The organism is Flavobacterium agrisoli, assembly GCF_016522065.1.
Taxonomy (GTDB): domain Bacteria; phylum Bacteroidota; class Bacteroidia; order Flavobacteriales; family Flavobacteriaceae; genus Flavobacterium; species Flavobacterium agrisoli.
In genome coordinates, this window is record NZ_JAEHFV010000005.1 from 183,001 (window position 1) to 207,044 (window position 24,044).

Annotated in this window: 20 protein-coding genes; 14 read left to right on the forward strand and 6 right to left on the reverse strand. The window is 34.2% G+C overall.

What is annotated here, in order from left to right; genetic code table 11:
• Positions 1-25: 25 nt before the first annotated feature.
• The 3 genes from tamL (at position 26) to accD (ending at position 4,632) form a co-directional block, all read left to right on the forward strand.
• On the forward strand, positions 26-2,581 hold the full coding sequence (gene tamL, locus I5M07_RS12530) for a translocation and assembly module lipoprotein TamL (protein WP_200106790.1): 2,556 nt from the start codon (positions 26-28) through the stop codon (positions 2,579-2,581).
• Positions 2,582-2,637: 56 nt separating this feature from the next.
• Complete coding sequence (gene fbaA / locus I5M07_RS12535) at positions 2,638-3,705, forward strand: class II fructose-bisphosphate aldolase (protein WP_200106791.1); 1,068 nt, start codon at positions 2,638-2,640, stop codon at positions 3,703-3,705.
• Between the two features lie 72 nt (positions 3,706-3,777).
• Entirely contained in the window at positions 3,778-4,632 is an 855-nt protein-coding gene (gene accD / locus I5M07_RS12540; protein WP_200106792.1) for an acetyl-CoA carboxylase, carboxyltransferase subunit beta, read from the forward strand.
• 137 nt (positions 4,633-4,769) lie between these two features.
• Here the strand turns inward: accD and I5M07_RS12545 are convergent, their stop codons facing one another.
• From I5M07_RS12545 to I5M07_RS12555, 3 genes are all read right to left on the reverse strand, one after another.
• On the reverse strand, positions 4,770-5,054 hold the full coding sequence (locus I5M07_RS12545) for a hypothetical protein (protein ID WP_200106793.1): 285 nt from the start codon (positions 5,052-5,054) through the stop codon (positions 4,770-4,772).
• Between the two features lie 173 nt (positions 5,055-5,227).
• Entirely contained in the window at positions 5,228-6,208 is a 981-nt protein-coding gene (locus I5M07_RS12550; protein WP_200106794.1) for a hypothetical protein, read from the reverse strand.
• Positions 6,209-6,866: 658 nt separating this feature from the next.
• Positions 6,867-8,114, reverse strand: coding sequence for an ABC transporter permease (locus tag I5M07_RS12555; RefSeq protein WP_200106795.1), 1,248 nt, complete (start codon positions 8,112-8,114; stop codon positions 6,867-6,869).
• Between the two features lie 165 nt (positions 8,115-8,279).
• On the opposite strand from I5M07_RS12555, the gene purH reads away from it, so the two are divergent.
• The 6 genes from purH to rodA all read left to right on the forward strand — a co-directional run bounded on the left by purH (position 8,280) and on the right by rodA (position 15,497).
• A complete protein-coding gene (purH, locus tag I5M07_RS12560; protein ID WP_200106796.1) occupies positions 8,280-9,806 on the forward strand; it encodes a bifunctional phosphoribosylaminoimidazolecarboxamide formyltransferase/IMP cyclohydrolase in 1,527 nt (508 codons plus the stop codon).
• Between the two features lie 55 nt (positions 9,807-9,861).
• Positions 9,862-10,890 (forward strand): rod shape-determining protein, encoded by a 1,029-nt coding sequence (locus tag I5M07_RS12565; protein WP_200106797.1) that lies wholly within the window; start codon positions 9,862-9,864, stop codon positions 10,888-10,890.
• 84 nt (positions 10,891-10,974) lie between these two features.
• Positions 10,975-11,799, forward strand: a complete 825-nt coding sequence (gene mreC / locus I5M07_RS12570; protein WP_200106798.1) for a rod shape-determining protein MreC — start codon at positions 10,975-10,977, stop codon at positions 11,797-11,799.
• Positions 11,792-12,298 (forward strand): rod shape-determining protein MreD, encoded by a 507-nt coding sequence (locus tag I5M07_RS12575; RefSeq protein WP_200106799.1) that lies wholly within the window; start codon positions 11,792-11,794, stop codon positions 12,296-12,298. Before mreC ends, I5M07_RS12575 begins: the two co-directional genes overlap by 8 nt.
• Entirely contained in the window at positions 12,295-14,247 is a 1,953-nt protein-coding gene (mrdA, locus tag I5M07_RS12580) for a penicillin-binding protein 2 (protein ID WP_200106800.1), read from the forward strand. Before I5M07_RS12575 ends, mrdA begins: the two co-directional genes overlap by 4 nt.
• 17 nt (positions 14,248-14,264) lie before the next feature.
• The gene (gene rodA, locus I5M07_RS12585) at positions 14,265-15,497 is read left to right on the forward strand and encodes a rod shape-determining protein RodA (protein WP_200106801.1); all 1,233 of its coding nucleotides are present in this window, start codon (positions 14,265-14,267) and stop codon (positions 15,495-15,497) included.
• A gap of 1 nt (position 15,498) precedes the next feature.
• On the opposite strand, the gene I5M07_RS12590 is transcribed toward rodA, so the two are convergent.
• Positions 15,499-16,299 (reverse strand): DNA/RNA non-specific endonuclease, encoded by an 801-nt coding sequence (locus I5M07_RS12590; RefSeq protein WP_200106802.1) that lies wholly within the window; start codon positions 16,297-16,299, stop codon positions 15,499-15,501.
• Positions 16,300-16,366: 67 nt separating this feature from the next.
• Positions 16,367-18,553 (reverse strand): carboxy terminal-processing peptidase, encoded by a 2,187-nt coding sequence (locus I5M07_RS12595; protein ID WP_200106803.1) that lies wholly within the window; start codon positions 18,551-18,553, stop codon positions 16,367-16,369.
• Positions 18,554-18,766: 213 nt separating this feature from the next.
• Between I5M07_RS12595 and surE the strand changes: the two genes are divergently transcribed.
• From surE to I5M07_RS12620, 5 genes are read left to right on the forward strand one after another with little or no spacing between them, the layout of a single operon-like run.
• Complete coding sequence (gene surE / locus I5M07_RS12600) at positions 18,767-19,546, forward strand: 5'/3'-nucleotidase SurE (protein WP_200106804.1); 780 nt, start codon at positions 18,767-18,769, stop codon at positions 19,544-19,546.
• On the forward strand, positions 19,539-19,811 hold the full coding sequence (locus I5M07_RS12605) for a hypothetical protein (RefSeq protein WP_200106805.1): 273 nt from the start codon (positions 19,539-19,541) through the stop codon (positions 19,809-19,811). Before surE ends, I5M07_RS12605 begins: the two co-directional genes overlap by 8 nt.
• A 48-nt stretch (positions 19,812-19,859) precedes the next feature.
• Complete coding sequence (gene lpxB, locus I5M07_RS12610) at positions 19,860-20,981, forward strand: lipid-A-disaccharide synthase (RefSeq protein WP_200106806.1); 1,122 nt, start codon at positions 19,860-19,862, stop codon at positions 20,979-20,981.
• 1 nt (position 20,982) lies between these two features.
• Positions 20,983-21,471 carry a C40 family peptidase gene (locus I5M07_RS12615; RefSeq protein WP_200106807.1) on the forward strand — a complete coding sequence of 163 codons (489 nt, stop codon included), beginning with the start codon at positions 20,983-20,985 and terminating at the stop codon, positions 21,469-21,471.
• A gap of 37 nt (positions 21,472-21,508) precedes the next feature.
• A complete protein-coding gene (locus I5M07_RS12620; protein ID WP_200106808.1) occupies positions 21,509-23,524 on the forward strand; it encodes a ComEC/Rec2 family competence protein in 2,016 nt (671 codons plus the stop codon).
• Here the strand turns inward: I5M07_RS12620 and I5M07_RS12625 are convergent.
• Positions 23,521-23,979 carry a thioredoxin family protein gene (locus tag I5M07_RS12625; RefSeq protein WP_200106809.1) on the reverse strand — a complete coding sequence of 153 codons (459 nt, stop codon included), beginning with the start codon at positions 23,977-23,979 and terminating at the stop codon, positions 23,521-23,523. The two genes, I5M07_RS12620 and I5M07_RS12625, sit on opposite strands and share 4 nt — an antisense overlap.
• Between the last annotated feature and the right edge of the window lie 65 nt (positions 23,980-24,044).

Consider the following 24,044-nt stretch of genomic DNA (forward strand, 5'->3'; position numbering starts at 1 on the left):
TTTTGAATTAAATTTAGTAAATCACTTGAGAAATAGTTTCACAAAAATAGCTTTATTTATTATAACAGGTGTTATTATCTCTGCTTGTAACGCTATTAAAAGGGTTCCCGACGGAAAAAACTTGCTCACCAAAAACACCATAATCGTTAACGAAAAAGCGGTTAATAACGAAGATGCTTTTAATCAGTTGTATCAAAAACCAAACGGAAAATTATTAGGTTATCGTTTACGTTTGAATTTGTACAATTTAGCCAATTTAAATCCGGATTCTACTTTTCAAGCCAAATTTGATCAAAATCCGGGTCGTTACGAGCGAATGTCTAAAATTTTATCGGCTAAACAAGTCGATCGTTTGGGACAATCTTTTTTATATTCGGGTATTAATGATTTTTTCAAAAATACCGGCGAACCTCCTGTAATTATTGATACTACCAAAATCAACAAATCGATGTTACGTTTAAAATCCTATTATTTTAACGAAGGTTTTTTTGATGTTGAAACAGATTACGCCATTGACAGCACGGGTGTTAAAAAAGCAAAAGTCGACTACAAAATTACTACTGGAAGTCCTTATTTAATCGATTCGGTTCGTACGACTATTTACACACCGGTTTTAGATTCGCTACTAAAAACTACCCGAAGACAAAGTTTTTTGGTTCCGGGTCAGCAATACAAAACAACCGATTTTGAAGAAGAAAAAAACCGTATTACAACCTATTTTAGAAATCACGGTGCTTACAATTTTCAATCCAATTACATTACTTTTGATATAGATACTATCGACAAAGGAAAAAAAATCGACATCAATTTAATCATCAGCAACTACACGTACCAAGATGGTGATTCGACACAAACACACCCTTTTAAATTATACAAAATAAGCGATGTACAAGTTTACACCGATTACTCGCCTGCTTATGCAAAAGCTGCCATTAAAGATAGTACCAACTATAACGGCGTTACTTTGTATAGTTACGAAAAATTAAAATACCGCCCAAGAGCCATTACAGACGCCATTTTCATCAATAAAGGGGATTATTTTGCCGATAATAATACCATTTTAACTTCGCGGTATTTAAATAATTTGAAAATTTTCAACTACCCCTCTATTCAATACGAAGTTGATAAAAGAGACCCAACCCAGCATTCCTTAATCGCAAAAATATATTTAACACCTCGTAAAAAGTTTAGTTTTGGAACCTCGTTGGATTTCACACATTCAAACATACAGGATTTCGGAATCGGAATGAGTTTATCACAAACCATCCGAAATGTATTTAATGGAGCCGAAACTTTACAAATTTCGGCTCGAGGAAATATTGGTGCTTCTAAAGATTTTGCTAATCCTAAAAATGTATTTTTCAATGCTAACGAATTTGGAGTTGATTTAAGTTTGAATTTTCCTCGAATTTTATTTCCGGTTAAGACAGAAAAAATCATCCCGAAAAGCATGATTCCGTCTACTTCATTATCAGGAGGTTTTTCCAAACAAAATAATATTGGTTTAGACAAAGAAAATTTCACCAGTACTTTTACCTATAACTGGACGCCAAAACGAAATCAAACGGCCAGATTGGATTTATTCAATGCGCAATATGTACGTAATTTGAATCCGGACAATTACTTTAATGTGTATACCTCTTCTTATGAGTCGTTAAATGATATTGCCCAATTTTACAATACCGATCCAGCAAACGTAGATACAGATGGCAATTTAATTATCAACTCCGGAACCACGAATTTTACCAACGAAGTGCTTTCGAACCAAACCGCATTATCACCTAATGATAAAGACTATCAAACAGTTGAAAGTATTGAAGAAAGACGCATTCGATTATCCGAAAACGACTTTATTTTAGCTACCAATTTCACTTTCACCAAAACCACAAAACGTAATTTACAGGACAATAATTTCTATGTAATCAAAGCAAAGATTGAATCGGCAGGGACTTTGTTATCCTTATTTTCGAAAGCAGCCAATTTGAAGAAAAACGACAACGGCAACTACGAAATTTTTAATTTGGAATATTCCGAATACATAAAAACCGAATTCGATTATATCAAACACTGGGATTTTTCTAGAGAAAATGTGGTTGCTATCCGTAGCTTTTTCGGAATTGCAATACCATTTGGCAATGCCGATTATATTCCGTTTTCACGAAGTTATTATTCTGGTGGTTCTAATGATAATCGAGCTTGGCAACCTTATGCTTTAGGGCCTGGAAGCACGAATGCTAAAAATGATTTTAACGAAGCCAACATGAAAATTGCCCTAAGTGGCGAATACCGCTTTAAAGTTTTAGGCGATTTTAAAGGTGCTATTTTTGTAGATGCGGGCAATATTTGGAACATTGCCGATAACGTAATTGATTCGGAAGCACGTTTTGACAATTTAAAAGATTTGAAAGAAATTGCAGTAGGCACCGGATATGGTTTTCGATACGATTTAAGCTTCTTTGTGATACGATTAGACTTAGGCTTTAAACTGTACAATCCTGCAAATGAATCGGGAAAAAGGTGGTTTAAAGATTTTAATTTAGGTAAATCCGTTTTAAATTTTGGTATAAATTATCCATTCTAATGCTAATTAATTCTTATTTTTGCTACCTAAAACTAAAAAACTAAAAGACTTAAAAAATGACACACAACATCAAACCCGGCGTAGCCACTGGAGATCAAGTTCAGGAAATTTTTAAATATGCAAAAGAAAAAGGATTTGCGCTTCCTGCTGTAAACGTAACTGGTTCAAGCACTATCAATGGTGTTTTGGAAACAGCTGCAAAACTTAACGCTCCCGTAATTATTCAGTTTTCTAATGGTGGAGCACAATTTAATGCTGGAAAAGGTCTTTCAAACGCTAATGAAAAAGCGGCCATTGCAGGCGGTATTGCTGGTGCAAAACACATCCATACTTTAGCCGAAGCGTATGGCGCTACCGTTATTTTACATACCGACCACTGCGCTAAAAAATTATTACCGTGGATTGATGGTTTATTAGATGCTTCTGAAAAACATTTTGCCGAAACAGGAAAACCGCTTTTTAGCTCTCACATGATTGATCTTTCAGAAGAACCAATTGAAGAAAATATTGAAATTTGCGCAGCATATTTAGCTCGAATGAGCAAAATGGGAATGACTTTGGAAATTGAATTAGGAATTACTGGAGGTGAAGAAGATGGTGTAGACAACTCGGATGTAGACAGCTCTAAATTATATACTCAACCAGAAGAAGTGGCTTATGCTTACGAAGAATTAGCCAAAATAAGTCCTCGTTTTACCATTGCTGCTGCTTTCGGAAACGTACACGGTGTTTACAAACCTGGTAACGTAAAATTGACTCCGAAAATTTTGAAAAATTCGCAAGAATATGTTCAAAATAAATTCAACACCGGAGAAAATCCAGTTGATTTTGTTTTTCACGGAGGTTCTGGTTCGACATTAGACGAAATTAGAGAAGCCATTGGATATGGTGTAATCAAAATGAATATCGATACCGATTTGCAGTTTGCCTTTACCGAAGGAATTCGTGATTATATGACGCAAAACATCGAGTACTTAAAAACACAAATTGGAAATCCAGAAGGAGCTGATGCTCCAAATAAAAAACATTATGACCCTAGAAAATGGGTTCGCGAAGGAGAAATTACATTCAATAAAAGATTAGAACAAGCCTTCGCCGACTTGAATAACGTAAATACATTATAGTTACCAATTAACAATTGATAATTGATAATTCTAAATTATTAATTGTCAATTATCAATTATCAATTAATAAATATGGCTTGGTTTAAAAGACAGGAAAAAGGAATTACGACCGCTACAGAAGACAAAATGGATGTACCAAAAGGATTATGGTACAAGTCACCTACTGGAAAAATAATTGATGCAGACGAATTAGCACGCAACTTATTTGTTAGTCCAGAAGATGATTTCCATGTTAGAATTGGAAGCGCAACGTATTTTGAAATATTATTTGACAACAACGAATTTGTGGAATTGGATGCCAATATGACCTCTAAAGACCCTTTACATTTTGTTGATACCAAAAAATATTCGGAGCGTTTAAAAGACGTAATGGAAAAAACACAACTAAAAGATGCGGTTCGTACTGGAGTAGGAAAATCGAAAGGAAAAGACGTTGTGATTTGCTGTATGGATTTTGCTTTTATTGGTGGTTCTATGGGAGCTGTGGTAGGTGAAAAAATTGCAAGAGGAATTGATCATGCCATCAAAAACAAAATGCCTTTCATCATGATTTCAAAATCGGGTGGAGCTCGTATGATGGAAGCCGCTTACTCCTTAATGCAATTGGCTAAAACTTCTGTAAAATTAGCACAACTAGCCGATGCAAAATTACCTTACATTTCGTTATGTACCGATCCAACCACTGGAGGAACAACAGCCTCGTATGCCATGTTAGGAGATATTAATATTGCTGAACCTGGCGCTTTAATTGGTTTTGCTGGTCCTCGAGTTGTAAAAGATACCACAGGTAAAGATTTACCAGAAGGCTTTCAAACTTCCGAGTTTTTGTTAGAGCATGGTTTCCTTGATTTTATCACACCAAGAAAAGATTTAAAAGACCGAATTAATTTGTATATTGATTTGATTCAGAATAATGAGATACGCTAGTATCAAAACTCAAAAAGCCGTTTCAATTGAAGCGGCTTTTTTTATCATATTAAGGCGCAAAATTTAGGTATCAATAAGATGCTTGGGCTAGCAATAAAAGCTCGCTGAGGCTAGTTATCCTTTTTTAAAGTCCAATTTTAAACAGCAGTTGTTCTTCCACTTAAAAAATAGAATAAGCCAACAAAAAAACTAAACAGTACAAAACCCAGTGTCCAAAACAGTTTCTCAGTCTTCTGTATTTTCTTAGAACTGTTTACTTCATAGATACCAATAATGACATAAGCGAGAGTCAAAATTATTCCAATTATTAGAAAAATGGAAGCATACTCTTGATGCGTAATTTTCATAAACGCTCCGATGAGCGAAAAAATTAACGCAATAACAAAAACTTTTTTAAACAGGTTCTTTTTTTCGATTTCCATTGTAAATTTTTATTTAGCTGGTTAGTGTTTTTTTTAACGTTTCGCGGCTCACGGATCGTGGCGGCATTCGGAGAAAGTACTCTCTGCCGAACGTAAATGTACTTAAAAAACGTATATTTACAATCTACCGAAAACCCGCCATGGCCGTGAACCGCTGTTAGCGGCAGTAATAATTATTCTTCTATTACGTAATCAAAATTTCCACTGGCAGGAATTTGAAGCATTTTTGCTTTGTGCATTTCGTTGGTTGTCTGAGTGTAAATAAAATGATACCACCAGATAAAAAATTCCTCGAAAGAAATTTCTTTGTCGTAACCCAGTTTCTTATACATTTTTTCACAATAAGGTCTTTCCTTTTCGAGAATATTTAGCAAGTCGGGAAGAAAAATTTCTGCCATTTCCCCAAAAATTTCATTGTCCACTTTAGATACAATATTTTGGGAAGACGTAACTTTTAAATTCAATCTGTTGTTGCCATAAATACTGATATACTTGTTGTCGCCAACTTGTTGCGACTGATTTCCATATATTCCGAATGATTCAATTTCGGAATTTGTATTTTCATCAATTTTATAGTAGTAATGTTTTCCGTTTCTCAACGGTCTGTCTTCCTGTTTAAGAAACTGTTTTTCAACATTATCAATCTGCCAGGAGTCCAACAGAACATCACTTAAAATAAGGAAAGACCAATGAAGAAAATCGTCTTTTTGAGAGAGTTCAGTCTTTTGAAATTCAGATTTGATTACCGTCAATCGTTTGTTTATGGCTTTGACAATCTTTGATGAAATAGGTTTTGCGTACTGGTACAACAATTTTCCATCGTTTGCATCTGCAATAAATACAGTAGGCTTGTATTCATTGTTAATTTTGTGAAGCCAATTCTTGTTTTGTAAAAGAGATAACAAACTTGATATTTTTTCGTTACTAAAATTTGTATATTTCTGAAAGTCAGTAACGGAATATCCTTTATGAAGGGCAAAAAGAAATTTGTCGAGACTATCTTTTTTTACCCGAAAATCGGGGAAATTATCTCCTCTGGAAATCAATGCTTGTTCAATCTTAAGTTTGAAAATGTAATCAATTCGATTCTTTTCTTGTCCCCATATTTTTCCTGTGTAGAAAATTAATACAAACAGGATGATTTTTAATTTCATTTGCTTGGGTTTTAGATTATTGCCGCTAACTAGTTTATACCCGCATAAATCCAACTTATTTTGTACGAAATAAGTATGTTATGCGCATGTTTACCTTATTGCATCAAATATATTGTTTTTTCTTGCAAATCTTCAAGCTAAATATTCAGTATCCATTTAGTTTTAAATCAAGTTTGCCCCAGATACCGAGTATCTAGCGTGAAATGAATTGTGTTTGCCTTAGATACCGAGTATTTAGCATTAAAACAACTGTGTTTGCTTCAGATACTGAGTATCTCGTATGACGAGAACCAAAATGACCATAAATACTCGGTAAATAGACTTACAGTAGCATTTTTTTTTGAAAAATGACCTTTTTTTTGAAATTTTTGATTTCTCCGTACAATAATGATAGCACTGAATTAAGGGGTAAATCTGTAGATAAAGAAAACTTACCCAAAAGTGTGGATTATGCAAAACCGATAGTGAACTGGATTCGAAGTCAGGAGACTTCGAAGAGCGGGAGAACTCGTCAAACCACTTTGATTGTCTCCCCAGCGGCGGGAGAACTCGACAGACCACTCTGACAGCACCCCTTTTTTTGAAAAATGGCTTTTTTTTTAGATTTTTATATATAAAACTATGACCCTTTGTAACCTTTAGCCTTTGCGGCTTTAAACTACATCCCCGTTCTGATAGCCTCTACAGGATCAAGATTAGCGGCAGATATTGCGGGTAAAATTCCCGAAATCAAACCAATAAGCGCAGCCAAACCAGTCCCTAATAAAACATTCCCCATTCCGAGTACAAACTCAAAGTCCAATGCTTTTGATAATACCAAGGCAATTATCCATACCAAAAACAAACCGATCAAACCGCCAATAACAGATAAAATAACCGCTTCGAATAAAAATTGAAACAAAATAAACTTGTTTTTGGCTCCTAAAGATTTTTGAATTCCGATTAAATTGGTACGTTCTTTCACCGAAACAAACATGATATTCGCAATTCCGAAACCGCCCACTAAAAGCGAAAATCCGCTAATAATCCATCCCACTACATTCATTTGACCAATAATACCATCTATAAAATCGGTAAATCCCGATAATACATTAATGAAAAAGTTATCCATTTCACCCGCTTTCATTCCTCGAATAGAGCGCAATTTGTAACTAACCTCCGCTTTATAGGCATCCATATCAATTCCTTTCTCAGGTTTCAATACAATTACAGGTGTCATCGCATCGTTATCTCCATACATTCTTCTTAAAAAATTAGCAGGCAAATACACCGATGTATCATTACTATCACCAAAAAAACCAGCACCTTGCTTTTCCATCACCCCAATAACGGTAAAACGTTGCCCGTATAAACGAAGATTTTTACCAATCGGGTCACTCGAACCAAATAAGCCGTCGGCAATATCGTATCCCAACACAATAACAGCCGTTCCCGAATTTGATTCAGCTTCGTTGTAAAACCGTCCTTTTTCAAAAACCAAACCATCAATATCACCCATTTCATACGAAGATGGCACAATATTCACATCCGAAACCGTTTTAGAATCGTATTTCAAGGTTTCGTTTGCCACAAATAATTGAAAGCCCACTTGATCGGTATTAGTAAGTGTTCTTTTTAAATTGATGTATTCATCATATTTTACGTTTGGAAATTGTTCGCGTTTCCATTTTGGAATTTCGGAAGGTCCAAAAGAAAAACGCATCAAGTAAATGGTATTTTTATCTAAGCTACTCAAATCTTTAGCAATTTTTCTATCTAAAGAGTCAACAGCCGCCAATACCGCAATTATCGAAAAAATACCGATGGTTACACCCAACAAAGAAAGCAAGGTTCTTAATTTATTGTTTCGCAAAGCGTTAATAGCAAATCTAAAACTTTCATTTAGCAATCGAAGGTAAAGCAACATAGTTTTGGCGTGTTTCGTTGAAGTAAAATTCAGTAAAAATTGATGAAAATCCTAATAAAAATAACCACAGCTATAAGTCGTATTTTTTATGAAAATGTTACACAAATTCCTTGTCTTATATAATTAAAAAAAAACTACTTTTGCACTTTATAATTATAACTACACATGAGCACAACAAAAACTATTCAATCTGCCTTAATTTCAGTCTTTTCGAAAGACGGACTTGAACCAATTGTTAAAAAATTACACGAACAAAATGTAACGATTTACTCTACGGGAGGCACTGAAGATTTTATTAAAAACTTAGGAATTCCTGTAGTTCCTGTTGAAGATGTAACCTCATACCCTTCTATCTTAGGCGGACGAGTAAAAACATTGCATCCAAAAGTTTTTGGTGGTATTTTGAATCGTCAAGATAATGAAAGCGATGTGCAACAAATGAAGGAATTTGAAATTCCTCAAATTGATTTAGTTATTGTTGATTTGTATCCTTTTGAAAAAACAGTTGCCTCGGGAGCAAGCGAACAAGATATTATTGAAAAAATTGATATTGGTGGTATTTCGTTAATACGAGCTGCCGCAAAAAACTTTAAAGACACGGTAATAGTAGCTTCAATGAACGAATATGCACCGTTCTTAGAAATCATTACCGAGCAAAATGGCGCAACCACCTTAGCAGATCGTAAATTATTTGCTACAAAAGCCTTTCATGTTTCTTCGCACTACGACGGTGCTATTTTTAATTATTTCAACACCGATGAAACTTATTACAAAGAAAGTATTGCCAACGGACAAGTTTTAAGATACGGAGAAAATCCGCACCAAAAAGGCTTCTTCTTTGGCGATTTTGACGCCATGTTTAACAAAGTTCACGGTAAAGAATTATCATACAACAACTTATTAGATGTAGACGCCGCCGTAACATTAATTAACGAGTTTAAAACAGACGGACCAACTTTCGCTATTTTAAAACACAACAATGCATGCGGATTAGCATCAAGAAATACCATCAAAGAAGCCTATGTGGCAGCTCTTGCTTGCGATCCGACTTCGGCTTTTGGCGGCGTATTGATTGCTAACACCAAAATTGATAAAGAAACCGCAGAAGAAATAAACAAATTATTCTGCGAGGTGGTTATTGCACCCGCTTATGACGACGAAGCAATTAGCATTTTACAAGAAAAGAAAAACCGAATTATTTTAGTTCAAAATGAAGTGGAATTACCTTCGAGACAAGTAAGAACTTGTCTTAATGGTTTGTTAATTCAGGACAGAAATAATATTACAGATACTAAAGCGCATTTAAAAACCGTTACAACTACAGAACCAACTGCTCAAGAAATTGAAGATTTAATATTTGCTTCTAAAATTTGCAAAAACACAAAATCCAATACAATTGTTTTTGCCAAAAATGGCACGTTGATTTCATCAGGAACTGGTCAAACTTCAAGAGTAGATGCGTTAATGCAGGCTGTTGATAAGGCAAAAGCTTTTGGATTTGATTTAACGGGTGCTTCAATGGCGAGCGATGCCTTTTTTCCTTTTCCAGATTGTGTAGAATTGGCTAAAAAAGCAGGTATAACCGCAGTAATTCAACCAGGAGGTTCTATAAAAGATGAGTTAAGCATTAACTATTGTAATGAAAATAATTTAGCAATGGTATTTACAGGCACTCGTCATTTCAAACATTAATTTGATTAACTTTGTACGTTAGTAATTTTTAACTTTTTAAACCCCTAAAAAACATATGGGATTTTTTGATTTCATGACCGAGGATATTGCGATAGACCTTGGTACCGCAAACACTTTGATCATTCACAATGATAAAGTTGTAATTGATAGTCCATCTATCGTTGCTAGAGACAGAGTTTCTGGTAAAATCATCGCCGTTGGTAAAGAAGCCAACATGATGCAAGGTAAAACCCATGAAAATATCAAAACCATAAGGCCATTAAAAGATGGGGTTATTGCTGACTTTGATGCTTCGGAAAAAATGATCAATATGTTCATTAAAAGTATTCCGGCTTTAAAGAAAAAAATGTTTACTCCCGCTTTACGAATGGTTGTTTGTATTCCTTCTGGAATTACCGAAGTAGAAATGCGTGCCGTAAAAGAATCTTGTGAACGCGTAAATGGCAAAGAAGTATACTTGATACACGAACCAATGGCAGCCGCTATCGGTATCGGGATTGACATTATGCAGCCAAAAGGAAACATGATTGTAGACATCGGTGGAGGAACTACAGAAATTGCAGTTATAGCCTTAGGCGGAATTGTTTGCGACAAATCGGTTAAAATTGCCGGAGACGTTTTCACCAATGATATTGTATATTATATGCGTACACAACACAACCTTTTTGTGGGAGAAAGTACAGCAGAAAAAATCAAAATACAAATTGGTGCCGCTATCGAAGATTTAGAATCGGCTCCAGAAGAAATGTCAGTTCAAGGACGTGACTTGTTAACCGGTAAACCAAAACAAGTTGAAGTATCATACCGCGAAATTGCAAAAGCATTAGATAAATCAATCCAACGTATTGAAGATGCTGTAATGGAAACACTTTCGCAAACCCCACCCGAATTAGCTGCCGACATTTACAACACCGGTATTTATTTAGCAGGAGGAGGTTCTATGTTACGTGGCTTAGACAAACGTATCTCACAAAAAACCGATCTTCCGGTATATATTGCAGAAGATCCTTTAAGAGCCGTAGTAAGAGGAACTGGTATGGCCTTAAAAAACATCACGAAATTCAAAAGTATTCTTATAAAATAACAAGTTCAAATACGCTAAATCCCAACTTTTATTTAAATTAAATTGGGATTTAGTTTCTGAATTTTATAATTTTAAATAAAAAAAATGCAGCAAATTTTTAATTTCCTTATAAGAAACAGTTACCGAATACTGTTTTTGCTGCTTTTGGGATTATCGTTGGGACTTACCATACAATCACACTCCTTTCATAAAAGTCGAATTATTAGTTCTGCTAATTTTTTAACTGGAAATGTGTACGAAAAAATCAACGACGTAAACGAATACTTAAACTTGCGTTCCCAAAACGAACAATTGGCTTTAGAAAATGCACGCCTAAAAAGTTTAGTTTTCAACATTAAAGACACCTTACAAATTCCAAATCTAGATTCGATAAAAGGAGTAAATCCAGCCGATATCATTGTGACGAAAGTCATTCATAATTCGTATAATGTTCACGAAAATTACATTACCATTGGCGATGGTGCTAAAAAAGGAATTAAAGCCGATATGGGAGTCATTAACAGTCAAGGGATAATCGGAATTGTGGATGATATTTCGCCTAATTACGCAACTGTTGTTAGCATTTTGAATATTAAATCCAGAATCAACGCCAAAATTAAAAAGTCAAATCATTTTGGGTCTTTAATCTGGAACGGAAAAAGCACCGGATTTGTACAGTTAATCGATGTTCCTCGTTTGGCTTCGGTAAGAAAAGGAGACACAATTGTTACAGGTGGTCAATCGGTTATTTTCCCTGAAAACATCAATATCGGAACAATTGACAAAATCTTTATTGATCCAAAAACCAACTATTACACACTTAATGTTCGCTTGTTTAATGACATGACCAATTTAGGACATGTGTATGTTATCAAAAGTAAAGACCGCGAAGAACTTATCAATCTAGAAAACAAACAAAAAGATGAATAGTGCTCTATTAATGAATATTGTTCGTTTTATAGTACTACTCACTTTGCAAGTAGTAATATTTAACAAAATGAATTTTTTGGGATTCATCACCCCTTTTCCTTACATTTTGTTCATTATGTTATATCCAGTTAACGGAAACAAATCTGGATTGCTAATTGGAAGTTTTTTGTTAGGAATTGTAATGGATATGTTTTGCAATTCGGGCGGAATACACGCAACAGCATGTTTGGTTTTGGCCTTTTTTAGGCCTTATGTCTTCAAATTTGCTTTTGGTTTAAGTTACGAATACCAAACCATCCGAATAAATGAAGCCATAACCCCCGAACGCTTTTCGTTTATATTAGTATCGGTAGTCATACACCATTTTACCCTATTTATACTCGAAGCATTCCAATTTAATTTCATTTTAGACATCTTACTTCGTACCTTAGCAAGTACCGTGTTTACCATAATAATTTGTATCATTTTAATTTACCTAATTAAGCCCAATAAAAGATGAGAAAAGTTTTGCTGCCATCCTTAATAATTATAGCAGCATCCTTGCTTGTAATGCGCATATTCTTTTTACAAATCATTGATGATTCTTTCAAATTAAAATCAGAAAACAACGCTATAAAAGTTAAATACGATTATCCCGAAAGAGGATACATCTACGACCGTAATGGCAAATTATTGGTAGCTAACCAGCCATCGTATGATATTATGGTAATTCCAAGAGAAATTAAAAATTTGGATACCCTAGAATTTTGTCAATTACTGAATATAACGAAAGAAGATTTTATAAAAAAAATCGAAAAAGCAAAAGTATACAGTCCACGTTTACCATCGGTTTTCTTGGCACAATTAAACAAAGCCGAATTTGCTGCTTTCCAAGAAAAAATCCGAAAGTTCGAAGGTTTTTATGTTCAAAAACGTTCGTTACGTGATTATGAAGTGGATTATGGCGCCAATATTTTCGGTTTTATTACCCAAGTAAACGAAAGACAAATCAAAAAAAATCCGTACTATAATAGTGGTGATTTAATTGGTCGTCAGGGTGTTGAAGAAAGTTATGAAGAAATTTTACGCGGAATAAAAGGCGTTAAATACATTCAAAAAGACAAATACAATCGCGAAATTGGTTCTTATAAAGAAGGAAAATACGACACTATAGCCGTACAAGGCGAAGATATAAATTTGAGTATTGATGCCGAATTACAAAAATATGGTGAGCAATTGATGATTAACAAACGAGGCGGAATTGTAGCTATAGAACCCAAAACAGGCGAAATACTCGCTTTGGTTACAGCTCCATCTTATGACCCCGGAATTTTAGTTGGCCGTCAACGCTCTAAAAACTACACCTTGTTGTATTACGACTCTATTGCCAAACCACTTTATGATAGAGGATTACTTGCCGAATATCCTCCTGGGTCTCCGTTTAAAATATTAACAGGACTTATTGGCTTACAAGAAGGCGTGATTGACGAAAAAACTACATTTATGTGCCATCATGGTTTTAGTTACGGGAGAGGTCGTTTTATGAAATGTCATGGATTTGGGCCACATCAACTTAATAATGGTATTTACAACTCGTGCAACACTTATTTTGCCCAAACTTACATGTTAACTATCAACAAATACAACAATCCCGGAAAAGCGGTTGATGTATGGAGCGACCATGTAAAAAGTTTTGGTTTAGGAAATTTTATGGGATATGACTTACCAACAGGTAGAAGGGGAAATGTACCTACATCCAAAACCTACAAACGAATTTATCCTAATGGCGGCTGGCGAAGTACTACTATTGTTTCCAACGCAATTGGTCAAGGAGAGGTTTTAATGACCCCGATTCAGCTTGCTAATATGATGGCCACCGTTGCCAATCAAGGTTATTATTACACACCTCATATCATCAAAAAAATTGAGGGCAAAAAAATAGACGAAAAATACACCACCAAACACCAAACTTCAATCGACAAAAAATATTTCCCACCGGTCATTCAAGGACTATTTGATGTTTACAACTACGGTACTGCTAGTTCACTACGAGTAGATGGGATCAATATTTGTGGAAAAACAGGAACGGCCGAAAATTATGCTAAAATTGATGGCGTTCGAACCAAATTAAAAGACCATTCTATTTTTGTAGCTTTTGCACCTAAGGAAAATCCAAAAATTGCCATTGCCATCATGGTGGAAAACGGAGGTTTTGGAGCCACCATTGCAGGCCCCATTGCGAGTTTAATGATTGAACAGTACTTGCGAAAACGCATTACACGAACGGATTTAGAAACTCGTATTTTAAACACAAGTTTAAAAGCACAATATGCAAAATTAGGCGGAATGGAAGCAGGTGCCGGAATTGAATCGACACCTAAAGACCCAAAAATAGAAGCTAAAATCAAACCAGTAACCACTGAACCAGCTCCTAAAAAAACAACGATAGATTCAACGCAGCAAAATTAATTTAGTCATTTATTTCAATGAAAAATCAAAGTGTAAAAAAAAATATTGACTGGTTAAGTGTCATCATTTATAGTATTTTGGTCATTTTAGGATGGCTAAACATCTATTCTTCATCCCTATCTTCAACAGATGGCACTTACGAAAAGCAATTAATTTTCATTGCTTTGACCATTCCTTTGATTTTTGTGGTACTTTTCGTTGACGGAAAATTTTATGAAAAATATGCCAGTATTATTTATGTCATCGGTTTATTATCTTTAGCTGGACTTTTTGTTTTTGGAAAAACCATAAAAGGACAAACCAACTGGTATTCTTTTGGCTCATTTGGATTACAACCTTCGGAGTTTGTAAAAACAACCACTTCGTTGGCATTAGCCAAATACCTCAGTGACACACAAATCAATTTAAAAGATACCAACAGGCAATTACAAGCACTTTGCATAATTGGCTTACCCATTTTGCTTATTGTACCTCATGACCCAGGAAGTGCCCTTATTTATTGCATGTTTTTTATTGTTCTGTATCGTGAAGGATTACCGGGTTGGTACATTTGGACTGGATTTATTGCCATATTATTATTTATCCTTACATTGATTTTAGAACCTGAATACGTTATTTTAATAGCCCTTATTACCATTGTCGCAGTTTACTTCAAAACCCGAATAGTTAATCGAAATTTAATTGCTAGCTCTTTAATTTTTCTTTTAATTAGTGGTTTTGTACTTTCTGTTAATTATGTTTTTACAAATGTTTTCAAACAACACCATAGAGACCGTTTCAATATTCTATTAGGAAAAACGGTTGATATGAAAGGGATTGGTTACAACACTAATCAATCGGAAATTGCGATTGGCTCTGGTGGTTGGTTCGGAAAAGGATTTTTAGAAGGGACACAAACCAAAGGTGGTTTTGTGCCTGAACAACATACCGATTATATTTTTACCACTGTAGGAGAAGAATGGGGTTTTGTAGGTTCACTTGTGGTTATTGCACTATTTGTAACCTTATTATTGCGCATTATTTATTTAGCCGAACGTCAAAAAACCAAATTCAGTCGTGTATATGGGTATTGCGTTGCGTCCATTTTATTTATACACTTTTTTGTAAATATTGCGATGGTTGCTGGCATATTCCCGACTATCGGAGTTCCGTTGCCTTTCTTTTCATACGGAGGTTCGGGTTTATGGGGATTTACCATTTTATTGTTCATCTTTTTAAAAATGGATGCAAACAAAGTAAACGAATGGTAACTTATTCTTTAATCCAATTGGCATAATTGGATTGGCTTTCTAATTCATTTTCGAGTTTGTCATTCATCTTATGAAAAAAATCAATCCCTGTGCTCTTTTCGACTGAATCGACACTCACAACATATTCAGACAAAGGCCTATCGGATTTTTTATTTGGAATTACAAAAGCAATCATTTTATATTTTCCGTTAGAAAAACGGAATAAAATTTTATAAAAAGCATTAGGAACAGCCACCTTTTCTTCACCAATAAAAGAAGTTGTTTCTTTTAAAATACCACCTGTTACCACATATAAACCACCGTATTGAGTTGACCAATACCTCGTTTTTTGTTCCAAACGATTCCAAATCCCACTATTGAAGGCGTGATTTTGTGGAGCAATATTAGACGTATAAAAAGTATCATTGTACGCGTTTTGATTAAAAGCCATATCGGCAGCCGGACACAAATGACCTTTGTCGTAACCCGAATTTTTATAGTTCCTCCAATCGGCTGAATTTGTTTTCACTTTCGGATCTTGGATAAAATAGGGTCGCTTAAACGAATTAGAAGCTTTATAATCCTTTTTTAAGAAATAAGCCACCCATTCAGCCTGTTCGTATTTTTCATGATAAGAAAGCGTATAAAAATCATGTTTTATTATTTGATGAGTTGTCGAAGTAGGTCCGTACTCAAAATCATGTTCCATTAAACTAAATGAAGTAGTAGCTAAATCAGAATTAACGATGGTGCTATTGTTTAATTTTAGCTCTTGTTTACAACTAGACAATATCAGCACAAATAAAAAAGAAAATAATCTCATAATGACAAAAAAAAATAGCCTCAAAAGTAAAACTTTTAAGGCTATCTCTTTCTAACTAGACTAAAAATTACATTTTATCTGCAATTTTTTCTTTTTTATATTTTGATGAAGCAGCGGTTTCTCTGGCTAAATTTTTTGTTTGCAAATCTTGCAATACATTTAAAGCTTCTTCTACATACACATCTTTTGATAACGCTTCGTGCCACGCTTCTCTTTTTTCTTTAAGAGAGGCATCATTTTTCATATCTTCAACCTCATAAGGCAAAGAAGAGAAAATCAAATCATTTTTATAATCAACAATTGGTTTGTATTTTTTTGCTTCTCGCTCCACTTCGTCTTGCGTACGTTTAAAATCATCAATATTTAAACTATACGTATTTTCTTTGCTACGAGTATCAATCCATTTTGCATTTTCATCAATTAATTGAAATTGTGGATTTTGAGCTATACGCATTCTACTATTCGCCACTGCTTGATTAAAATTTTGCGACCCTTTCCATAAAGTATAATCGGCAGCATCAATTTTATCCCATGGCATTGCATTGTCAATATCTCTTTCGCCCATTTTTAAATAGGCGTAACGATCTGGAACCGCCACATCACTGTGAACTCCTTCTAACTGTGTAGAACCTCCGTTTATACGATAAAATTTTTGAGTCGTCGTTTTTAAAGCACCTAAATCACCCATGTCAGTACTACGAACAAATTGATTCAAATCGATAACATTTTGAACTGTTCCTTTACCATACGTTTGCTTGCTACCTAAAATAACTCCACGGTGATAATCTTGGATAGCTGCAGCCAAAATTTCGGAAGCAGAGGCCGAAAAACCATTTACCATAATTACCAATGGCCCATCCCACTCTACTTTTTTGTCTTTATCATAAAGTACTTCTTTTTTTCTACCAGCAGATTTCACTTGTACAATTGGCCCTTGCTCAATGAATAAACCAGCAATATCAACCACTGTAGATAACGAACCTCCACCGTCATCACGAACATCTAATACAATTCCTTGCACATTTGCTTTTTTCAAGCGATCCACTTCTAACGCAATGTCTTTTCCAGCATCACGACTGTCTTTGTTTTCAAAATCAATATAAAATTTAGGCAAATAAATCACCCCGTATTTGATTCCGTTTTTGATTACTACACTCGATTTTGCGTAGGTTTCTTCAATTTCAACTATGTCGCGAATAATGGAAATTACTTCTATAGTTCCGTCTACTTTTTTAACTGTCAAACGAACTTCAGTTCCTTTGTGACCTTTGATTTTTTTAACCACATCATCCAATCGCATACCCACCACATCAACAGGTTCTTCAGCACCTTGCGCTACTTTCAAAATCAAATCTCCTGCCTGTAATTGTTTGCCTCTCCAAGCAGGTCCGCCTGAAATTAATTCGGATATTTCGGTATAATCATTTTTCTTTTGTAATCGAGCGCCAATTCCTTCTAATTTTCCACTGATATTAACATCAAAACGTTCTTTTTCTTCAGGAGCAAAATAACTCGTATGTGGATCAAAACGAGACATAATAGAATTAACATAAACCGAAAAATAATCTTTACGGTTTAAATCATCTATAAAATCGAAATACTCATCTAAAGATTTCAAAGAATTGTCACGCGTTTCTTTTTCTAAAACGGCGTACGATTTTGGTTTATACGAAGGATCTTTTTTCTTTTTATCCTCTTCCATCTTTTCTTTTGTAACCAAAGAAGATAAGGTAGAAAGTTTAATTTGTTTACGCCATTTATCCGTAAGTTCGGCCGAGTTTTTAGCATACGGCGTATTTTCGTAGTCCGTATTCAGACTTTCTTTCTTTTTATAATCGAAAGGCGCAGCTAAAATGGTTTTATACCTTTTTTTACTTTCTTCCATTCTACGTTGCAAACGCGTGTAAGTCAAGTTAAAAAAAGTCAAATCTTTATTTTTAAACTGATCATCTAAAAGCAATTCAAATTTTGAAAATTCATCTATATCCGATTGCAAAAAGAACCTTTTAGAAGGGTCTAAACCCTCTATATAATCTTTATAAATTCCTTTCGAGAATTCATCATTAATTTCTGCTGGTGCATAATGCCCTTTTTCTATCACAAAAGCCAACAATTCCAAAAGCACTTTGTCACTATCCTCTCCCTCATTCGTATCTGTAGTGTTCAGTTTGAAAGCAAACAAAGTTGCCGACAACAATACAACAGCTAAGATTATCTTATAATTTCTTTTCATAAACTCAATTATAGCATTCATCAAAAATTTTTAATCTAAATTACACTAAAAATAAGGCGTTCAATCATAGCGATGCCCCAATTTTTTGTTAAAGATATAAAAATGTTTCAGTCTCAAAAACGTCTTTTAGGGAACTTCACAAAATTATCGGCAATTAGTTCCATTTTGTGTTTTCATCCTGTATTTTTGCTTAGCTACTAAACCATTTTACGCACGCAAGATAAAAAATACGAAATGAAATCAAAAAAACCTTTAATATTAGTTACCAATGACGACGGAATTACAGCGCCGGGTGTACGGACTTTAATAGAAGTTATGAGCGAAATTGGCGACGTAATTGTGGTGGCTCCCGACAAACCTCAAAGTGCCATGGGACATGCCATAACAATAAACAACACCTTATATCTGAATAAAGTTTCGAAAGAAGATGCGGCTATTGCCGAATATAGTTGCTCGGGCACGCCAGTTGATTGCGTAAAATTGGCAGTAAATGAAATCTTAAAACGAAAACCCGATTTGTGTGTTTCGGGAATAAATCACGGTTCTAATTCGTCTATAAACGTGATTTATTCGGGTACTATGAGTGCGGCAGTTGAAGCGGGAATTGAAGGCATTCCGGCCATCGGATTTTCACTTTTGGATTATGATTGGAATGCCGATTTTGAAAGCATACGCAAATTTGTTAAAAAAATCACCTTAGAAACACTGGCTAACGGTTTGGCAAAAGGCGTTATTTTAAATGTAAATTTCCCAAAGTTGAAAGAAAATCAAATTAAAGGAATTAAAATTTGCCGTCAAGCCAATGCGCTTTGGGTAGAAAAATTCGACAAAAGACAAACTCCTTTCGGAAAAGATTATTATTGGTTATCGGGTGAATTTGTAAACCACGACCAAGGCGAAGACACCGATGAATGGGCCTTGCAAAATGGCTATATTTCGATTGTTCCGGTGCAATTTGATTTAACCGCGCATCATTTTAAACAACAACTAAACTCCTGGAATTTAAATGAATAAAACTGCCTTTATATTGGGATTCTTTTCGGGACTTTTAGTCACATTTATAAGTTGTTTTTTATACTTGTATTACGCAACTGATTTACCTGTTTTAGAAAGTTTTGCGCTTATCAAAAACGAAAACAATCTAGGAAAAGTGCTAACGCTCGGTAGCCTTCCCAATTTAATTTTGTTTGGCTACTTTTTAAAACAAAACCAAGAATCGGCTGTTAAAGGAATAATTGCTGCGGTCATTACCATCGGATTATTTACAATATTTGTTTAATTTTATCATTCCGACAGCATTACAATTGCACTTTCTAAAAATCAAAAAATGAAATATTACATTATAGCCGGTGAAGCTTCTGGCGATTTGCACGGATCCAATTTAATGAAAGCCTTACATCAAGAAGATTCGGCAGCCGAAATTCGTTTTTGGGGAGGCGATTTGATGCAAAAAGCAGGCGGCACTTTAGTCAAACATTATCGTGATTTGGCATTTATGGGATTTGCCGAGGTGGTTTTTAACCTGAAAACCATTTTAAATAATATAGATTTTTGTAAAAAAGATATTTTAACATTTCAGCCCGATGTGTTGATTTTTATTGATTATCCGGGTTTTAATATGCGTATTGCAAAATGGGCAAAACCACTTCAAATAAAAACATTCTACTACATTTCTCCTCAAATTTGGGCTTGGAAAGAAAACCGAATTACCGCCATAAAAAGCGATGTAGACAAAATGTTTGTCATCTTGCCGTTTGAAAAAGATTTTTACGAAAAAAAACACCATTACCCTGTAGAATTTGTTGGACATCCGTTAATTGATGCCATTCACAATCGCCCAGATTTTGATATCGCCACCTTCAAAAAAAGCCATAATTTATCCGAAAAGCCTATTATCGCTATTTTACCGGGAAGTCGCAAACAAGAAATCACCAAAATGCTCGAAGTAATGTTAAGCGTAGTAGGCGATTTTAAAGATTATCAATTTGTTATTGCCGGTGCACCCAGTCAGGATTTTGAATTTTATCAGCAATTTATAGACCAATCCCAAAATATTGCTTTTGTTTCCAACGAAACGTATAATTTATTACAATGTGCTACAGCAGCTTTGGTAACCTCGGGGACTGCCACTTTAGAAACTGCACTTTTTAAAGTTCCAGAAGTGGTTTGTTACAAAGCCAATTGGTTTTCGTATCAAATAGCCAAACGAATTATTACCTTAAAATACATTTCGTTGGTGAATTTGATTATGGACAAAATGGTGGTAACCGAATTGATTCAGGGAGATTGTTCATACAAACGAATTAAAGAAGAACTTCAAAAAATCCTGAATCCGGATTACCGTAAAAAATTATTGCATCAATACGATGAACTCGAAACTAAACTAGGCGGATTAGGCGCCAGTCAAAAAACGGCTCAACTGATTGTAAGTGCACTGAAAAAAAACTAATTTGAAAAAAATCATTCCTTTACTGTTACTTTTAATTGGTTTTACATCTTGTAAATCCAGCAGCTCTGTAGTGACAGAAAGCAACAAATCGACCTCTAACTCTAAAAAAATAATTTCTAATTTAATTCGGACTGCCGAAAGCAATTTGGGTGTCAAATACAAATATGCTGGTACTACTAAAGCGGGTTTTTATTGTTCAGGCTTGGTTTTCACTACGTTTCAATCGGAATCGATAAACTTACCCCGAAGCTCATTTGAACAATCTAAAATCGGAAAAGTAATTCCTAGAGAAGAAGCCCAAAAAGGCGATTTAATTTTTTTTAAAACGAATGGTAGTCAAAAAATAAACCACGTGGGTTTGATAACCGAAATCGAAAAAGACGATATCAAATTCATTCATTCCTCTACTTCCAAAGGTGTTATCATATCGTCTATTACCGAAGCCTATTACAAAAAAAGTTTCGAACAAATCAACAGAATTATAAATTAAAAGATTTTTCTTACTAAAAATTATTATTTTAGTACAGATGAAATTTTTGCATTTTCCCTTAACACTATTTGTATGTTGTTTTATAATCGGAATCATTATAGAACACCACTTTCATTTACCCACACAATTGCCCACTTATGTAATCATTAGCGGTATTTTGCTTTTTGCTTTTGCTACAATCTGTTCAAAATTAACCAAAAGCATCACTTGCTTTCAATACATTCCGTTACTTTGTGCTTTGTTTTTAGGCATTACTTGTCAAAAATTACAAAATAAAAGCAATCACAAGGAACATTATACACATTTCGAAAAAGTTTATTCTACATACTCGCATATACAAATAAGTATCAAAGAAAAAATAAAATCGAATGGTTATACGGATAATTACATTGTTTTTATACATTCCATAAATGGCAAAAAGGCTAACGGAAAGATACTTCTCAAAATAAAAAAAGAAGGACAAAACCTAAACCTGCAATCGGGTAAAGCAGTATTAATTAATGGAAAAATAGATGTAATTTCAAAAGCTAAAAACCCTTTTCAGTTTGATTACGGCACTTATCTGAAAAACAAAAATATATTCGGCCAAATAAAAACTTCGAAATCGAAATTATTAATCACAAAAAAAATCACTAAAAACAGTTGGTATTATGCCCATTTATTTCGTGAAAAAATAATTACAAAATTAAACCAAAAAGGATTAAATGACGAATCTTTACCCATTGCAACTGCATTATTATTAGGACAACGACACGATATTAATCCCGATATAGTAAAAGAGTATCAAAACGCTGGAGCAACCCATATATTGGCAGTTTCTGGGCTCCATGTTGGTTTTATTATGCTGTTTTTTGGCTTTTTGTTAAAACAAATTCCCAATCAATTTGGAATTGCAAAACTGCTTATTTTGCTAGCTATTTTATCCGGTTTCGCAATAGTAACGGGTTTATCTCCCTCCATATTGCGCGCCACAATTATGTTCTCTTTTATAGCCATTGCCGATTATTTAAAAAGACCCACTAACATTTACCATACTTTACTGCTTTCGGCTTTTTTCATCTTATTATTTGATTCGAATAGTTTGTATGATGTAGGTTTTCAGTTGAGTTATTGTGCCGTATTTTTTATTGTTTGGATGCAACCTTTATTCAAATCAATTTACACCTCAAAAAATAAAATAATAACTAACCTAATCGACAGTTTCGGAGTAACACTAGCCGCACAAATAGGAACATTACCCGTAACGTTGTATTATTTTCATCAATTTCCAGGATTGTTTTTGATAACTAATTTAGTTGTAATTCCGTTAGTAAGCGTCATCATGTTTGTTGGGATTTTAACCATTATACTCGCTGTTTTGGGGATATTACCCGAATTACTAGTTTGGCTTTTAAAAGTACTAATTGAATTTTTAAATCAGTTTGTAGCATGGATTGCTCATTTTAAACAATTTGTTTTTACAGATATTAGCTTTTCTATCGGTTTACTTTTAGCATCTTACTTATTCATTTTTACCTTTATTCTTTTTTGCAAAAACAAAAAAATCCACACTTTTATTTACTGTGTAATCGCCTTGATTTCTTTACAAAGTATTTACATCTATCAAAAATACGAACAAGAAAATGGAACAGAATTAATACTTTTTAACGATTATAAAAATACCATTATCAGCCTAAAAAAAGGGACTGAAATAACGCTTTATTCACCAAACAAAATCAATTATTTAAATTGGAATATCCATAATTACATGACCCAACATTCTTATAAAATTCAAGCAAGACCTTTTGTGAATTTTATTTATCATAACCAATCAAAAATAATGGTAATTGACAGCAGTTCGGTTTATCTTAAAAACGTAAATCCCGATGTATTGCTTTTAGTTCAATCTCCAAAAATTAATTTAGAACGCGTCATCGAAGAAACTAGACCTAAACAAGTTTTGGCTGATTATTCTAACTATACCGCCGTTATTCAAAAATGGAAAAAAACGTGTACCAAATTAAAAATTCCGTTTCATGCCACAAATGAAATAGGATTTTACCGAAAACCTTAATCGGTAATTTCTTCGTGATTTAGTACATTTTCGCTTTGGTTCATCCAACTTCGCAAACCTTTGTGGTCGTAAATTACTTTTCCCATAAACTGAAAAGTGGTTTTATTATTTCTGAAATTAGCTTTGGTATAACAAACGGTTGGAATTTGATTTACGCCAAAAGCATTTTTAAGCTTCATATTGTCCTCTTTCGTTTGCTCATCTAAAGCCGAATCGGATAAATCCAAACGAACTAAAATCACCTCTTTCTTGGCCCAATCAGTAAAATCATAGGTATTAAAAACTTGAGATTGCAATTCCCGATCTAAATTATTTGCTGTAAATAAAATCAGCATTGGCTTTCGGGTTTTACTGCTTAATACTATAGCATCATTAATATTTGTCTTCCATTCTACACCTTGCGCATGCAAATATCCAGAAAAAATAAAAAGTAAAAATAGTAGTGTTTTATTCATAATTTGGGGTTTAAAAAATTATCAACTAAAAACGAATTTAACATATTTTTTTTACTATGCGTTTT

Excerpts from the sequence above, each read along its gene's own strand:
- fbaA (WP_200106791.1), top strand. The coding sequence starts at position 2,638 with ATGACACACAACATCAAACCCGGCGTAGCCACTGGAGATCAAGTTCAG.
- accD (WP_200106792.1), top strand. The coding sequence starts at position 3,778 with ATGGCTTGGTTTAAAAGACAGGAAAAAGGAATTACGACCGCTACAGAA.
- I5M07_RS12545 (WP_200106793.1), bottom strand. The coding sequence starts at position 5,054 with ATGGAAATCGAAAAAAAGAACCTGTTTAAAAAAGTTTTTGTTATTGCG.
- I5M07_RS12550 (WP_200106794.1), bottom strand. The coding sequence starts at position 6,208 with ATGAAATTAAAAATCATCCTGTTTGTATTAATTTTCTACACAGGAAAA.
- I5M07_RS12555 (WP_200106795.1), bottom strand. The coding sequence starts at position 8,114 with ATGTTGCTTTACCTTCGATTGCTAAATGAAAGTTTTAGATTTGCTATT.
- purH (WP_200106796.1), top strand. The coding sequence starts at position 8,280 with ATGAGCACAACAAAAACTATTCAATCTGCCTTAATTTCAGTCTTTTCG.
- I5M07_RS12565 (WP_200106797.1), top strand. The coding sequence starts at position 9,862 with ATGGGATTTTTTGATTTCATGACCGAGGATATTGCGATAGACCTTGGT.
- mreC (WP_200106798.1), top strand. The coding sequence starts at position 10,975 with ATGCAGCAAATTTTTAATTTCCTTATAAGAAACAGTTACCGAATACTG.
- I5M07_RS12575 (WP_200106799.1), top strand. The coding sequence starts at position 11,792 with ATGAATAGTGCTCTATTAATGAATATTGTTCGTTTTATAGTACTACTC.
- mrdA (WP_200106800.1), top strand. The coding sequence starts at position 12,295 with ATGAGAAAAGTTTTGCTGCCATCCTTAATAATTATAGCAGCATCCTTG.
- rodA (WP_200106801.1), top strand. The coding sequence starts at position 14,265 with ATGAAAAATCAAAGTGTAAAAAAAAATATTGACTGGTTAAGTGTCATC.
- I5M07_RS12590 (WP_200106802.1), bottom strand. The coding sequence starts at position 16,299 with ATGAGATTATTTTCTTTTTTATTTGTGCTGATATTGTCTAGTTGTAAA.
- I5M07_RS12595 (WP_200106803.1), bottom strand. The coding sequence starts at position 18,553 with ATGAATGCTATAATTGAGTTTATGAAAAGAAATTATAAGATAATCTTA.
- surE (WP_200106804.1), top strand. The coding sequence starts at position 18,767 with ATGAAATCAAAAAAACCTTTAATATTAGTTACCAATGACGACGGAATT.
- I5M07_RS12605 (WP_200106805.1), top strand. The coding sequence starts at position 19,539 with ATGAATAAAACTGCCTTTATATTGGGATTCTTTTCGGGACTTTTAGTC.
- lpxB (WP_200106806.1), top strand. The coding sequence starts at position 19,860 with ATGAAATATTACATTATAGCCGGTGAAGCTTCTGGCGATTTGCACGGA.
- I5M07_RS12620 (WP_200106808.1), top strand. The coding sequence starts at position 21,509 with ATGAAATTTTTGCATTTTCCCTTAACACTATTTGTATGTTGTTTTATA.
- I5M07_RS12625 (WP_200106809.1), bottom strand. The coding sequence starts at position 23,979 with ATGAATAAAACACTACTATTTTTACTTTTTATTTTTTCTGGATATTTG.